The organism is Curtobacterium sp. P97 (assembly GCF_023712445.1).
Taxonomy (GTDB): domain Bacteria; phylum Actinomycetota; class Actinomycetes; order Actinomycetales; family Microbacteriaceae; genus Curtobacterium.
In genome coordinates this window covers 260,659-274,561 of the sequence record NZ_JAMAYF010000002.1, presented here as the reverse complement: position 1 = coordinate 274,561, position 13,903 = coordinate 260,659, and the positions used below count along the sequence as shown (strand labels likewise).

Annotated in this window: 14 protein-coding genes; 1 reads left to right on the top strand and 13 read right to left on the bottom strand. The window is 73.3% G+C overall.

What is annotated here, in order from left to right; all coding sequences use genetic code 11:
* Positions 1-27 precede the first annotated feature (27 nt).
* From hisF to M3677_RS03110, 7 genes are all read right to left on the bottom strand, one after another.
* Positions 28-825: an imidazole glycerol phosphate synthase subunit HisF gene (hisF, locus tag M3677_RS03140; protein ID WP_251155027.1), complete on the bottom strand. Its 798-nt coding sequence runs from the start codon at positions 823-825 to the stop codon at positions 28-30.
* 20 nt (positions 826-845) lie between these two features.
* Positions 846-1,685, bottom strand: a complete 840-nt coding sequence (gene hisG, locus M3677_RS03135) for an ATP phosphoribosyltransferase (RefSeq protein WP_251159793.1) — start codon at positions 1,683-1,685, stop codon at positions 846-848.
* 75 nt (positions 1,686-1,760) lie between these two features.
* Positions 1,761-2,024 (bottom strand): phosphoribosyl-ATP diphosphatase, encoded by a 264-nt coding sequence (locus M3677_RS03130; protein WP_058726551.1) that lies wholly within the window; start codon positions 2,022-2,024, stop codon positions 1,761-1,763.
* Positions 2,025-2,116: 92 nt separating this feature from the next.
* Positions 2,117-2,776, bottom strand: coding sequence for a ribulose-phosphate 3-epimerase (rpe, locus tag M3677_RS03125; RefSeq protein ID WP_251155028.1), 660 nt, complete (start codon positions 2,774-2,776; stop codon positions 2,117-2,119).
* Between the two features lie 9 nt (positions 2,777-2,785).
* Positions 2,786-3,637, bottom strand: a complete 852-nt coding sequence (locus M3677_RS03120; protein ID WP_235426334.1) for an Abi family protein — start codon at positions 3,635-3,637, stop codon at positions 2,786-2,788.
* Between the two features lie 207 nt (positions 3,638-3,844).
* A complete protein-coding gene (locus M3677_RS03115) occupies positions 3,845-5,428 on the bottom strand; it encodes an RsmB/NOP family class I SAM-dependent RNA methyltransferase (protein WP_251159768.1) in 1,584 nt (527 codons plus the stop codon).
* The gene (locus M3677_RS03110; protein WP_251159767.1) at positions 5,425-6,360 is read right to left on the bottom strand and encodes a methionyl-tRNA formyltransferase; all 936 of its coding nucleotides are present in this window, start codon (positions 6,358-6,360) and stop codon (positions 5,425-5,427) included. The genes M3677_RS03115 and M3677_RS03110 overlap by 4 nt, the downstream gene beginning before the upstream one ends.
* A gap of 93 nt (positions 6,361-6,453) precedes the next feature.
* Here M3677_RS03110 and M3677_RS03105 point away from each other — a divergent pair, with 93 nt between their 5' ends.
* Entirely contained in the window at positions 6,454-6,909 is a 456-nt protein-coding gene (locus tag M3677_RS03105; RefSeq protein ID WP_174234689.1) for a DUF4383 domain-containing protein, read from the top strand.
* 94 nt (positions 6,910-7,003) lie between these two features.
* Here M3677_RS03105 and M3677_RS03100 read toward each other — a convergent pair whose 3' ends face one another.
* The 6 genes from M3677_RS03100 to gmk all read right to left on the bottom strand — a co-directional run bounded on the left by M3677_RS03100 (position 7,004) and on the right by gmk (position 13,876).
* Positions 7,004-8,185, bottom strand: coding sequence for a glycine C-acetyltransferase (locus tag M3677_RS03100; protein ID WP_066654521.1), 1,182 nt, complete (start codon positions 8,183-8,185; stop codon positions 7,004-7,006).
* Positions 8,185-9,237, bottom strand: coding sequence for an L-threonine 3-dehydrogenase (tdh, locus tag M3677_RS03095; protein ID WP_251159766.1), 1,053 nt, complete (start codon positions 9,235-9,237; stop codon positions 8,185-8,187). The genes M3677_RS03100 and tdh overlap by 1 nt, the downstream gene beginning before the upstream one ends.
* 156 nt (positions 9,238-9,393) lie before the next feature.
* Entirely contained in the window at positions 9,394-11,376 is a 1,983-nt protein-coding gene (locus M3677_RS03090; protein ID WP_251159765.1) for a primosomal protein N', read from the bottom strand.
* A gap of 7 nt (positions 11,377-11,383) precedes the next feature.
* On the bottom strand, positions 11,384-12,598 hold the full coding sequence (gene metK, locus M3677_RS03085) for a methionine adenosyltransferase (protein WP_066654523.1): 1,215 nt from the start codon (positions 12,596-12,598) through the stop codon (positions 11,384-11,386).
* A 5-nt stretch (positions 12,599-12,603) separates the two neighbouring features.
* Positions 12,604-12,867, bottom strand: coding sequence for a DNA-directed RNA polymerase subunit omega (gene rpoZ, locus M3677_RS03080; protein WP_022906709.1), 264 nt, complete (start codon positions 12,865-12,867; stop codon positions 12,604-12,606).
* Positions 12,868-12,982: 115 nt separating this feature from the next.
* Positions 12,983-13,876: a guanylate kinase gene (gene gmk / locus M3677_RS03075; protein WP_066658295.1), complete on the bottom strand. Its 894-nt coding sequence runs from the start codon at positions 13,874-13,876 to the stop codon at positions 12,983-12,985.
* Positions 13,877-13,903: the final 27 nt, after the last annotated feature.

The window sequence follows — 13,903 nt, the reverse complement described above, 5'->3', positions numbered from 1 at the left end:
TACGGCGGGGTGTCGGCGGACGGGGTGTCAGCGGACGGGCTGGCCGGCGGCGCGCAGCGCCGCCTTGACGTCCCCGATGGTCATCTCGCCCCGGTGGAAGACGCTGGCAGCGAGCACGGCGTCCGCGCCCGCCTCGACGGCCGGGGCGAAGTGCTCGAGGCGACCGGCGCCTCCCGAGCCGATGACCGGGACCGACGACACCGCACGCACCGCGGCGATGAGCTCGAGGTCGAAGCCGTGCTTCGTGCCGTCCGCGTCGATCGAGTTGACGAGCAGCTCGCCCGCGCCGCGCTCGACGCCCTCGCGTGCCCACGCGATCGCGTCGAGGTCGGACTCGGTCCGTCCGCCGTGGGTCGTGACGACGAAACCGGAGGGCATCCGGTCCGAGCGCTTGACGTCGAGCGACAGCACCACCGCCTGCGCGCCGAAGCGGTCGGCGATCTCGCTCACGAGCTCCGGCCGCGCGATCGCCGCGCTGTTGACGCCGATCTTGTCCGCGCCGCACTGCTGCAGGCGGGAGACGTCGTCGACGCTCCGGACGCCACCGCCGACGGTGAGCGGGATGAAGACCTGCTCCGCCGTGCGCGTCACCGTCTCGTACATGGTCGCGCGGTTCTCGACCGTGGCACCGACGTCGAGGAAGGTCAGCTCGTCGGCACCCTGCTCGTAGTAGCGGGCCGCGAGCTCGACCGGGTCGCCGGCGTCCTGCAGGTCGAGGAAGTTGACGCCCTTGACGACGCGACCGCCGGACACGTCGAGGCACGGGATGACCCGGACCGAGACGCCACCGGCGACACCGGCCGCGCCGCTGTCGGGTCCGGTCACGTCGGCTCGCACCGCGTCGTTCACAGGCGTGCGGCGTGGATCGGGCTGACCAGGATGGCGCGCGCACCGAGGTCGTACAGCGCGTCCATGATGAGGTTCGCGTCCTCGCGCGGGATCATCACGCGGACGGCCGACCAGTCGCGGTCGTGCAGCGGGGAGACCGTCGGCGACTCGATGCCCGACGCCACCGCGGTGGCCTGCTCCAACAGATCGGTCGGGATGTCGTAGTCGAGCATGACGTAACCGCGGGCGACGAGCACGCCCTGCAGGCGGCGACGCAGGACGTCGATGCCCGGGATGCGCTCGTCGGTCGAGATGAGCAGCGCGGTCGACTCGAGGATCACCGGACCGAAGATCTCGAGCCCGGCGGCACGGAGCGTGCTGCCGGTCGAGACGACGTCGGCCACGGCGTCCGCGACACCGAGGCGCACGGCGCTCTCGACGGCGCCGTCGAGCTTCACGAGGGTCGCGGTCACCCCGTGCCGGGCGAGGAACTCGCCCACGAGTCCCGGGTAGCTCGTCGCGACGCGGACGCCGTCGAGGTCCTGCAGTTCGGTGAACCGGCCGGGCGTCCCGGCGAACCGGAAGGTCGAGTCGGCGAACCCGAGCGCGTCGACCTCGTGCGCCGCCGACCCGGAGTCGAGCAACAGGTCGCGGCCGGTGATGCCGACGTCGAGTGCGCCGGAGCCGACGTACGTCGCGATGTCGCGCGGGCGGAGGAAGAAGAACTCGACGCCGTTGCGCTCGTCGAGGAGGTGGAGCGCCTTCGGGTCGCGGCGACCGGCGTACCCGGCCTCCTTGAGCATCTCGGAGGCGGTCTCGGACAGCGAACCCTTGTTGGGCACGGCGATGCGGAGCATCAGGTGGTCTGCTTTCTGCTGGAGGTCGGGACGGCTGCGGGTCGCGGTGGCGCTCGGTGAGCGCGACACGCGTTCCTACAGATGTCGCCAGACGTCCGCCGGGGTGAGGCCCTTCGCGACCATGAGCACCTGGAGGTGGTAGATCAGCTGCGAGATCTCCTCCGAGGTGCGCTCGTCGCCCTCGTACTCGGCCGCCATCCAGACCTCGGCGGCCTCCTCCACGATCTTCTTGCCGATCTGGTGCACGCCGGCGTCCAGTTCGGCGACGGTGCCGGAGCCCTCCGGGCGCGTGCGCGCCTTCTCGGTCAGCTCCGCGAACAGGTCGTCGAACGTCTTCACGGGGACCAGGCTACCGTCCTGCGCGGCTGCGCCGGACGCACCGTCCGGACGGGAGGCGCCGGTCGCCCCCGACGCGCCGCCCACCTGGGCGGTCACGCGCGTGCCGCCGCAGCCGCCTCGCGCAGGTCGGCGATGCGCTGCGCGGGCTCACCGCCGTAGACGGCGGATCCGGCGACGAGCGTGTCGGCGCCGCTGCGGACCGCCTCGGGCACGGTGTCGACCGCGATGCCGCCGTCGACTTCGAGCCAGACGTCGAGCCCCGAGGCGTCGACCGCGGCACGGGCGTCGGCGAGCTTCGGCATGACCGAGGGCATGAACGACTGCCCGCCGAACCCGGGCTCGACGGTCATGAGCAGGATCATGTCGTACGCGTCGAGGTGGTGGAGCACCTGCGTGATCGGGGTGCCGGGCTTCACGGCGACGGCGGCGCGGGCACCGTTCGACCGGATCGCCGCGGCGGTCGCCACCGGGTCGTCGGCGGCCTCGAGGTGGAACGTGACGCTCGAGGCGCCGGTCTCGGCGTACTTCGGCGCCTGGGTGTCGGCGTCGGTGATCATGAGGTGCACGTCGAGCGGCACCGGCGAGACGTCCTGCAGGCGCTGCACGATCGGCAGGCCCAGGGTGAGGTTCGGCACGAAGTGGTTGTCCATCACGTCGACGTGCACCATGTCGGCGCTCTCGATGCGGTGCAGCTCCCGCTCGAGGTTGGCGAAGTCGGCGGACAGGATGCTCGGCGAGATGCGGATCGTCACCCGGCAACCCTACCGAGCGCCGCTGCCCGTCCAGACGGCGGTCTCCCACTCCAGCGGGGCTCCCGTGTCGGAGAACGGGACGAGCGGCACGGTCGGGAACTCGCGCAGGACACCGGTGAGCTGCGTCGCGGTCCCCAGTCCGCTCCGGACACGGAGGTACTGCACCAGGGTGAGCTGCCCGTACGTGCGGTTCATCGATGCGCGTGCGGTGTCCAACGAAGGGTCGGCGCCGACCGGGGGCAGCTTCGGTCGGATGGCGTACGCGCGGTTGAACAGGCGTCCGTGGTGGGCACATGCGTTGCGCACCACGTTGAGCGCGCGCAACCACGAGGTCAGCTGCGGTGCTCGGAGACCGAACCGTCCGCTCACCTCGGTCTGGACGCTCGGCGGCGCGAAGCCGAGCAGCCTCGAGACCGTCCCCCAGTCCATCACCTCGACCGCGGCCCACACCGGCAGGACTCCCCCGTACCCGGACCGGTGGTGCTCGACGAACTCCTCCCGGCTCCTGGCGACCTCACCGCGGTGCCGCTCCAGCCAGTTGCGGTGGCCGTCGCCGGCGCGTGCCAGCGGACCGAGCAGATCGGGACGCAGATGGGCGCTCGGGTGGAGCCGCCCGAGTGCGTGCCCCAGCGCGGCTCTCAGTGCGAGCTCGACCGGAGCGAGGGCGTCGAACACCGTCGTCCGCAGACGCTCGTCGAAACGGTGGAGCGCGAGGACGTCCTCGAGGTGGGTCCCCGGGCGGAAGCGATCACCCCGCGCACCGCCCGTGGTCTCGCGGAACGCGTACCAGTAGCCACTCAGCCGGTAGTAGTTGACGAGGCGCAGTTCGCGGACGGCGGCGTCCTCGTCGGGCACGTGCATCCCACGTCCTCGCAGGAGTGCCACCTGCTCTCGGTACGGCCGGAACGGCTTGGGTTCCACAGCAGGCCTCCCCCGGGCCGAGAACGAAGAGGACCGGCCCTGGACCTGCTCTCGCAGGCGGAACCGGTCGTGTTCCTCCAACATATCAGATCGTTCCTGGGCCGACAACCCGCGAGCAGACGCCGACGTTGCGTGTTGCGGAAGGGGTCAGGGGCGACGGCGGAAGAGCGCGACGAACATCGCGTCGGTTCCGGTCCGGTGCGGCCAGAGCTGCGCCGTCGGACCGTCGGCGACCTGCGGGTCCCGGGCCGCCACCGACCGGACCACGCCGGCGGTGTCGAGCTGCTCGAGCACGTCGCCGTGCCGCTCGAGCAGCGCGTCGACCTGCCCGCGCGTCTCGGCCAGGTGCGGCGAGCACGTGACGTACGCGAGCGTGCCACCCGGTGCGAGTGCACGGACCGCCGCGTCGAGCAGCTCGGCCTGCAGCGCCGCGAGCTCGGGGACGTCCTCGGGCTGCTTGCGCCACCGCGCCTCGGGACGCCGACGGAGCGCGCCGAGGCCCGTGCACGGAGCATCGAGCAGGATCCGGTCGAACAGCTCGTCGCCCGGCTTGCCGAAGCGCCGTCCGTCGCCCTCGACGACCGTGACGGTGTCGTCACCCGCCACGGTGGACAGGGCCTTGCGCACGAGTCCGGCGCGGGCGGGCACGAGCTCGTTGGCGACCAGGGACGCTCCGCCCTGGGCGGCCTCGGCGGCGAGGAGCGCGGCCTTGCCCCCGGGCCCGGCGCACATGTCGAGCCACCGCTCCCCCGGACGGACGGCGGACGACCGCGTGAGGGCGAGGGCCGCGAGCTGCGACCCCTCGTCCTGCACCCGGAGCCGACCGGCGGCGACACCGGGGACCCGTGCGGGGTCGCCGGTCGTCCCGCGGATGCCGACCGGGGACACCGGGCCGGCGTCGGCCCCGGCGACCCGGCCGGGAGGCGCGGTGCCGGTCTCGTCGTCGGCTCCGGCTCCGTCGTCGGTGCGGGGCTGCTCGTCGGCTCCGTACCCGCCGTCGGCTCCGTCCCCGCCGTCGGCTTCGGCCCCGCCGTCCGCTCCGGATCCGTCCTCGGCAGCGGTCGCCGTCGCGGTGCGGACGTCCTCGTCGGTGGCGAGCCCGGGCAGCGCGACGAGCTGCACGCGGGGCGCGACGTTGTCGGCCGCGAGCAGGGCGGCGAGCTCGTCCCGCGACCGCTCGGCCGCCAGGGCGTCACGGAGTGCGGCGACCACCCACGACGGGTGCGACCAGCGGGTGGCCAGCAGCGCGTCGCCGCTCCGACCCTCGGTGACCAGGGCGTCCCACTCGTCGTCGGTCTTCGCGGCGACCTTGCGCAGGACCGCGTTGACGAAGCCGGTGGCCCGGCGGGCGCCGACCTCGCGTGCGAGCTCCACGGTCGCCGAGACCGCCGCGTGCGTTGGTGTGCGCATGCCGAGCAGCTGGTGCACGCCGAGGCGCATCACGTCGAGCACGTCGGACTCGATGTTGTCGACCCGGCGACCGGATGCGACCCCGACGATCGCGTCGTAGCGGCCGAGCATGCGGATCGACCCGTAGGTGAGCTCGGTGGCGAAGGCGGCGTCGCGGGCGGACAGACCGGCGCGACGGATGCGCGTGGGCAGGAGCAGGTTGGCGTAGGCGTCGTCGACCTGCACCGCGCGGAGCACGTCGAACGCGACCCGCCTGGCGCTGGTCGGACGGGGGCGTCGGTCGCCGCGCGACTGCCGGGAGGACTGCTGCGCCGCGCTCACGAGAGCACCACGCCCTCGAGCGAGCCGAGGCCGCGTGCCCACGCGGCGCCGTCCATCGCCTTCTTGCCGGCGGGCTGGACCTCGGTGAGCACGAGCGGGACGTCGGCCGTGCCGACGAGGAGTCGTCCGTCGACCAGTGCGAGCGCACCGGGCGCGAGGTGCGGGGCGGAGGAGGCCGCGCCTCCCGGCAGGAGCGCGCTGCGGAGCAGCTTCACCCGCGTCTCGCCGAGGTGGGCGAACGCGCCGGGCTCGGGCGTCACACCGCGGACGCGGGCACGGACGGCCACGGCCGGCTCCGTGAAGGCGACGTGCGCGTCGTCGGCGGTCGGCTTCGGGGCGAGGGTCACCGTCCCGGACTGCTCGGTGGCGACCGCGCTGCCGTCGGCCAGGGCGTCGACCACCCGCAGGACGGTGTCCGCTCCGGTCTCGGCCATCGCGGCGAGGACGTCGCCGCTGGTGGCGTCCGGGTCGATCGTGAACGGGTCGGCGGCGTACACGGGACCGGCGTCGAGCGCCTCGACGAGCTGGAAGACGGTCGCGGCGGTCCGGGTGTCGCCCGCCATCACGGCACGCTGGACGGGTGCGGCGCCGCGGTACGCCGGCAGCTCGGAGAAGTGCAGGTTGACCCAGCCGAGACGTGGAGCGTCCAGGGCGGGACGACGGAGGAGCGCACCGTACGCGACGATGACGCCGAGGTCGGCCTGCAGTTCGACCAGCTGCGCGGTGACGGCGTCGTCCACCCGGGTGGCCTCGATGACGGGCAGTCCGAGCTCCTCGGCGACCTGCGCCACCGGGGTCGGCGTGAGGACACGCTTCCGACCCTGGGGTGTCGGGGGTCGGGTGAGGACGGCCGCGATCTCGTGGTCGGAGGCGGCGAGACGTCGGAGGGTGGGGACGGCCGCAGCGGGGCTGCCGGCGACGACGAGACGCATGGGGTCCATCGTCCCACGGCCGACGGTGTCCGACGCGCGCGGGACGCTGCCGGCCGGGAACGGACTGCGAGCGGGCTGGGTAACGTCCGGACCATGAGTGACGTCACCACCTCCACCAACCGCTACGCCGGCTCGTCGATCCAGAAGGTCGCGCTCGTCGTCGGCATCGTGTTCCTGCTCGTCGGGATCGCCGGGTTCGTGCCGGGGCTGACCTCCGGCGACCTCGGCGGTGCCGGGCACCACTCGATGGCGATGCTGCTCGGGATCTTCCAGGTGTCGGTCCTGCACAACATCGTGCACCTGCTGTTCGGCGTCGTCGGCCTCCTCGCGGCGAACCGGGCGACGGGGTCGCGGATGTACCTCGTGATCGGCGGCGTCGTCTACTTCGTGCTGTGGGTCTACGGCCTGTTCACGGCGGGCACGATGTCCGGCGCGAACTTCGTCCCGCTCAACTGGGCGGACAACTGGCTGCACCTGGTGCTCGCGATCGGCATGGTCGCGCTCGGCGTCGTCTTCCCGCGGGAGCGCCGCCGTCCGGTCGGCGCCTGACCCGGGGCCGAACCCGCTGGACGCAACGTCGGCGGCTCCTCGCAGCGGTACTCCCCTGCGAGCGGCCGCCGTCGTTGCGTTCCGCGGGAGGTCGTCAGGCGTCGACGGCGGCGCGGGCCCCGACGAAGGCGTCCACGCAGCGGCGCACCTGCTCCTCGGTGTGCGCCGCGGAGAGCTGCACCCGGATCCGGGCTCTCCCCTGCGGCACCACCGGGTAGCTGAACGCCGTCACGTAGACGCCCCGCGCCTGCATCTCGTCCGCGATCCGCGCGGTACGGCCGGCCTCGTGGAACATCACGGGCACGATCGGGTGCTCCCCCGGCAGCAGCTCGAAGCCCGCGTCCGACATGAGCGTCCGGAACGTCCTGGCGTTGGCTGCGAGCCGGGCGCGGGCGTCGTCCGACCGTTCGACGAGGTCGAGCGCCGCGACGGTCCCCGCCGCGATCACCGGCGCGAGCGAGTTCGAGAACAGGTACGGGCGTGAGCGCTGCCGCAGCAGGTCGACGATCTCCCGGCGCGAGGCCACGTACCCCCCGGACGCCCCGCCGAGCGCCTTGCCGAACGTGCCGGTGTAGACGTCGACGCGGTCCGCGACGCCGCACAGCTCGGGGGTGCCCCGCCCGTGCTCGCCGACGAACCCGACGGCGTGCGAGTCGTCGACGATGACGAGTGCGTCGTACCGCTCGGCGAGGTCGCAGATCTCGGCGAGCGGCGCGATCGAGCCGTCCATGGAGAAGACGCCGTCGGTGACCACCGCGCGGAACCGGGCGGACGAGGCGGCGGCGAGCTGCGCCTCCAGGTCGGCCGTGTCGCGGTTGCGGTACCGGAACCGCTGCGCCTTCGAGAGCCGGATGCCGTCGATGATCGACGCGTGGTTGAGCTCGTCGGAGATGATCGCGTCCTCCGGGCCGAGCAGCACCTCGAACAGCCCACCGTTCGCGTCGAAGCACGACGAGTACAGGATCGCGGCCTCGGTGCCGAGGAAGCCGGCGACCCGACGCTCGAGGTCGAGGTGCAGGTCCTGCGTGCCGCAGATGAACCGCACGCTCGCCACCCCGTAGCCCCAGCGGTCGAGGGCGTCCTTCGCCGCGTCGACGAGGTCGGTCGAGTCCGCGAGCCCGAGGTAGTTGTTCGCACAGAAGTTGAGCAGGTCGGTGCCGTCCGCCGCGATCGCCGCCCGCTGCGGACCGGCGATGCCGCGCTCGCGCTTCGTCAGCCCCGCGGCCTCGATCCCGGCGAGCTCCGTCGCCAGGTGGTCCTTGATCGCGCCGTACATCAGGTCTCCGTCCAGTCGATGACGACCTTGCCGCCGTCCGCGCTCGCCGCCGCGGCGAACGCTGCCTCCCAGTCGCGCGCCGGGTGGCACGCCGACACGATCGAGCCGATGCGCTCGCGCAGGACCGCACTCGTGGCGAGCATCGAGCTCATCGCCTGCCACGTCTCGTACATCTCACGGCCGTAGATGCCCTTCACCGTGAGCATGTGCGTGACGACCTTGGCCCAGTCCACCGCGATCGGGCCGCTCGGCAGCCCGAGCATCGCGATCCGCCCCCCGTGGTTCATGTTCTCGACCATCGCGGGCAGTGCGGTCGGGGCGCCGGACATCTCGAAGCCGACGTCGAAGCCCTCGCGCATGCCGAGCCGCTCCTGAGCCGCACGGACCGTGGCCGCCCCGTCGTGACGCACGTCCACCCCGAGGTCGGCGCCCATGCCCTCCGCGAGGCGCAGCCGCTCCGTGCTGACGTCCGTCCCGACGACGAACCGCGCACCGGCGTGTCGGGCCACCGCGATCGCCATGAGGCCGATCGGTCCGCACCCGGTGACCAGCACGTCCTCGCCGACCAGGGGGAACGCGAGCGCGGTGTGCACCGCGTTGCCGAGCGGGTCGAAGAGTGCGCCCACCTCGGGTTCGACGGGACCGTGGTGGACCCACACGTTCGTGCCCGGCAGCGTCAGGTACTCCGCGAACGCGCCGTCGCGCTGCACGCCGAGGCCCTTCGTGCGGATGCACATCTGCCGACGCCCGGCGCGACAGTTCCGGCAGGTGCCGCAGACGACGTGCCCCTCGCCGGACACGAGGTCGCCGACGGCGACGTCGCGCACGGCGGCGCCGACCTCGACGACCTCGCCGGAGAACTCGTGGCCGGGCACGAGCGGCGCGGTCACGGCCGATGCGGCCCAGTCGTCCCACCGCTCGATGTGCAGGTCGGTCCCGCAGATCCCGGTCCGCAGCACGCGGACGAGGACCTCGTCCTCGGTCGGGACCGGCACCGGCCGGTCGGTCATGATCAGTCCCGGACCGGCGTCCGGCTTCCAGAGCGCCCGCATCGGCGTCACCTCGTCACTCCGTCGTGCGTGTGGTGTGGTCGTCGGCGGCTCGTGGCCACCACCGACCAGCCTGGCACACCGTCCGGACGGACGGGAGGCTCGGTGCGCGCCCGGCGCGTCGTGGCACCTCGTCCGCGTGGGCGCGTCCGCGGCGGGTCAGACCTCGGTGAACGGCTCGGCGTCGTCGAGTCGCACGCGCAGGGTCGGCGCCGCGCGACGTCGGTTGCCGCCCGGGAGAACCCGGCGCGTCGACGAACGGCGGATGACCTCGGCCTTGAGCGTCGCCGCGACCTCGGCCCCGTGCGCGTAGGCGAAGCGCACGATCGCACGGACCGTCCCGGGCACCGGGTCGTCGGGTACCGGAACCGGCCCGAGCACCGCCCCGACCACCGCGTCACCGAGGGCCTCGACCGCCTCGGTCACCGCCTCGTCCGTACCGGTGAGCGTCGCCACCCGGACGGCCGGCGGGAAGTGCAGGGCCCGTCGGTCGACGAGCTCGTCGTGCGCCGGCCCGTCGAGCCGCCAGAGGGCCATCGCCGTGGCGAGCTTGCCGCCGATGCCGACGAGGTACACCTCGGCGCCGGGTGCGCCCTTGGCAGCGGCGTTCGTCCAGAAGCGGAGCACGTCCTCCTGCACCCGGAGGCCCTCGCGGGCCAGGAGCCGTTCGCCGTCGAGCAGCAGTACGCACGCGTACCCGCCCGGCGCGCTCGGCTCCGCGCCGCGTGTGGCGACGACGACCGCGGGGCGGGCGGGGACCTCGTCGAGCGGTCGGGAACCGTCCGCCACCACGATCCGGGTGCCGGGGAACGCCCGGCCGAGCTCGTCGGCGGTCCGCTGGGCCCCCTGCCCGACGGGCTTGAGCCGCCCGCCGCCGCACGTCGGGCACCGGAACCCCACGGCGAGGGCACCGCAGAACCGGCACTGCGGGGTCGCGTTCCGGTGCGGGCTCCCCAGGGGGCCGCCGCACACCCGGCAGTGCGCGCGTTCCCCGCAGTCGGCGCAGACCAGCCCGGTGCCGAAGCCCGGGTTGGCGACCTGCACGAGGACGGGCCCGTGCTGGCTTGCCTCCCGCGCGGCGCGCCACGCCGTGCTGGGGATGCGGGCCTGGGCCGCGAAGCCCTCGGCACCCGCCTGCTGCGCGGTCGGGATCACCTTCGGCGTCGGTACCCGGTACGGCGCGAGCTCCTGGAGCCAGTGCAGCTCGACGAGCCGCTGGACGTCGGTCGACCTGGCGTGCGCGACGAAGAGGAGTGCGGCGCCGGACTGCGCGGTCCGCACGAGGGCGACGTCGCGCGTGTGCACGTACGGGGCCCGGGGCTCGACGAAGGACGCGTCGCCGTCGTCCCACATCGCCACGAGCCCGAGCTCGGACGCCGGTGCGAACGCCGCGGTCCGGTTGCCGATCGCCACGACGGCGTGCGTCCGCGCCTGCAGCAGCGCCTTCGCACGCTGCCCGTTCGTCTGCTTGGCGTCGAAGCGGACGACGCGCTCCGGCGGGAGCACGGCGAGGAGCGCGCGTTCGAGGTCCGTGACGTCGCGGAAGTCCGGGACCGCGAGCACGGCCGACTGCTCGCGGGCGACGACGTGCGACGCCGCCTGTGCGAGCGTCGCGGCCCAACCGGGCACCCACACGGGGTCGTCGACGGTCCCGAGGTCGACCGGGTGGGGCACGGCGTCGACCGCAGCCCGTCCGTGGTCGGCGAGCAGGGCCTCCAGGACGCCCTCGGCGTAGCCCGTCACCGGGGTCGGTTCGACTGCCGGCGGTGACCACGAGGTGTCGCGGGCGAGCCAGGCCTTCTCGGCACGGACCTGACGGGTCGGCACGGCGAGCCGGAGCACGTCGGAGGCGACACCGGCGGCGCGGTCGGCGACGGCACGCGCGAGCGTCCAGATCTCCGGGGCCAGCACGGGCACCGCTGACACGACCTGTTCGACGGGACTGAGCTCCCCCGGCCAGTCTCCCTCGGAGACGACCTCGACGACGTACGCGTCGGACATCCGGGCGCCGGTGCGCAGCGGCACCTTGACCCGGACCCCCGGCACGCAGTCGTCCTCGAGCTCGGCCGGCACCCGGTAGTCGAACAGACGGTCCAACTGCGGGAGCGGCGAGTCGAGGACGACGCGCGCGACGGTGGTCACACGGCGCCTAGACGGCGGCGGTGACGAGTCCTGCTGCGGCGCGGAGCTCCTCGACGCGGTCGAGCTGCTCCCAGGTGAAGCCCGGCAGCTCGCGGCCGAAGTGGCCGTACGCCGCGGTCTGGGCGTACCGGGGCTTGAGCAGGTCGAGGTCGCGGATGATCGCGGCGGGACGCAGGTCGAACACCTCGGTGATGGCGGCCTCGATCGTGGCGTCGTCGACGTGTCCGGTGCCGAACGACTCGACGTACAGACCGACGGGCTTCGCGCGGCCGATCGCGTAGGCGACCTGGACCTCGAGCCGGTCCGCGAGCCCCGCGGCGACGGCGTTCTTCGCGACCCAGCGGAGCGCGTAGGCGGCCGAGCGGTCGACCTTCGACGGGTCCTTGCCGCTGAACGCGCCGCCACCGTGGCGGGAGGCCCCGCCGTACGTGTCGACGATGACCTTGCGTCCGGTGAGTCCGGCGTCGCCCTGCGGGCCGCCGATCTCGAAGCGACCGGTCGGGTTCACGATCACGTCGACGTGCGACGAGTCGAGGTCGACCAGGTCGAGCACCGGACGGATGACGTGCTCCGTGATCTGCGCGGTGAGCTCGTCGAGCGTGACCGCGGGCGAGTGCTGCGTGGAGAGCACCACCGTCTCGACGGTCTTCGGCACGACGCCGTCGTAGCCGACGGTGACCTGGGTCTTGCCGTCCGGGCGGAGGAAGTCGAGCTGCCCGCTCTTGCGGACCTCGGCCAGCCGCTCCGCCAGGCGGTGCGCGAGCCAGATCGCGACGGGCATGTACTCGGGCGTCTCGTTCGTCGCGAAGCCGAACATGATGCCCTGGTCGCCGGCGCCCTGGCGGTCGAGCTCGTCGATGCCCGCGCCGGACCGGCTGTCGAGCGACTCGTCGACGCCCTGGGCGATGTCCGGCGACTGCGCACCGATCGACACCTCGACACCGCAGGTGCGGCCGTCGAAGGAGACCTCGGACGAGTTGTACCCGATGCCCGTGATGACGTCGCGGACCAGCTTCGGGATCTCGACGTAGCCGGACGTGGTGACCTCGCCCGCGACGTGCACGAGCCCGGTGGTGACCATCGTCTCCACGGCGACGCGCGCGTGCGGGTCGACCGCGAGCAGCGCGTCGAGGATCGTGTCCGAGATCTGGTCGCAGATCTTGTCGGGGTGCCCCTCCGTCACCGACTCGGACGTGAAGAGGCGCAGGTTGGTGCCGCTCACCGGGGTCAGTCGGTGGGCTGCTGCTGCTTGGTGACGGTCAGCTTGTCCTCGTTGATCTCGTGCAGAGCAACGGACAGCGGCTTGTCGTCGATCGTCGAGTCGACGAGCGGACCGACGTTGTCGAACAGCGACCCCTCGTGCAGGTCGGCGTAGTAGTCGTTGATCTGACGGGCGCGCTTCGAGGCGAAGATGACGAGCGCGTACTTCGACTCCACCTTGGCGAGCAGGTCGTCGATGGGCGGGTCGATGATGCCCTGGGGGTTGGCCATGGTGTCTCCTGTCGGCTGCGGGTGCGTGGGGCGCGGGTCCGACCGGATCGGACCGCCCGACCGCGGTCGGGCTGCGCGGGCGCGACGCCGAGGAGGCGCGCGCGGGTGCGCCGTGTCAGGGCGCAGAGAACAAGTCTACGACCTCGCGTGCCGCGGTGCCGACATCCGAGTTCACGATGCGCACGTCGAACTCGTCCTGCGCGGCCAGTTCGACCTTCGCGGTCTCGAGTCGGCGTGCCTGTTCCTCGGCGGACTCGGTCCCGCGACCGATGAGCCGCCGGACGAGTTCCTCCCACGTCGGCGGCAGCAGGAACACGAGCACGGCCTCGGGCATGGCGTCGCGGACCTGCCGAGCACCCTGCAGGTCGATCTCGAGCAGCACCTTGTCGCCGGCGTCGAGCGCGCGGTCGATCGGCGGCCGTGGCGTGCCGTACCGGTAGGAGTTGTGCACCACGGCCCACTCGAGCAGCTCGCGGTCCCGGATCATCCGGTCGAACTCGGCGTCGTCCACGAAGTAGTAGTGCACGCCGTCGACCTCGCCCGGGCGGGGCTTCCGGGTCGTCGCCGACACGCTGAGGTCCACGTCGGGGAAGTGCTCGCGGATGTGCGCGCTCACGGTGCCCTTGCCGACGGCGGTCGGTCCGGCCAGCACGACGAGCTTCGACGCACCGCGCTTCCGGCCGCGGGCGGCGAGCCAGTCGGCCAGGGCGGAGCGCTGCCGGGTGCCGAGCCCGCCGAGCCGCTTCGACGGGGCGATGCGGAGCTCCCCCATCACGGCCTCGGCACGCGCCGGGCCGATCCCGGACATGCTCGTGAGCAGGTCGCGCACGCGCAGCGACTTCTCGGCGGGCAGGTCCGCGTCGGACCACGCGGCGCGAGCGACCTCGAGGGCGCTGCGCTCCCCCGACGCCACCTGCGCCTTGACGGCAGCACGGGCGCGCCGAGCGGCGACCGCCGCGCGGGCGGCGGCGACGCGGTCGACCTCCGGCGGGTTGCGGTGCGCGGGCAGGTCGCTGCGGTCCGGGGTCCCGGAGCC

Excerpts from the sequence above, each read along its gene's own strand:
- hisG (WP_251159793.1), bottom strand. The coding sequence starts at position 1,685 with ATGCTCCGCATCGCCGTGCCCAACAAGGGTTCGCTGTCCGAGACCGCC.
- M3677_RS03120 (WP_235426334.1), bottom strand. The coding sequence starts at position 3,637 with ATGCACGTGCCCGACGAGGACGCCGCCGTCCGCGAACTGCGCCTCGTC.
- M3677_RS03110 (WP_251159767.1), bottom strand. The coding sequence starts at position 6,360 with ATGCGTCTCGTCGTCGCCGGCAGCCCCGCTGCGGCCGTCCCCACCCTC.
- M3677_RS03105 (WP_174234689.1), top strand. The coding sequence starts at position 6,454 with ATGAGTGACGTCACCACCTCCACCAACCGCTACGCCGGCTCGTCGATC.
- M3677_RS03100 (WP_066654521.1), bottom strand. The coding sequence starts at position 8,185 with ATGTACGGCGCGATCAAGGACCACCTGGCGACGGAGCTCGCCGGGATC.
- tdh (WP_251159766.1), bottom strand. The coding sequence starts at position 9,237 with ATGCGGGCGCTCTGGAAGCCGGACGCCGGTCCGGGACTGATCATGACC.
- rpoZ (WP_022906709.1), bottom strand. The coding sequence starts at position 12,867 with ATGGCCAACCCCCAGGGCATCATCGACCCGCCCATCGACGACCTGCTC.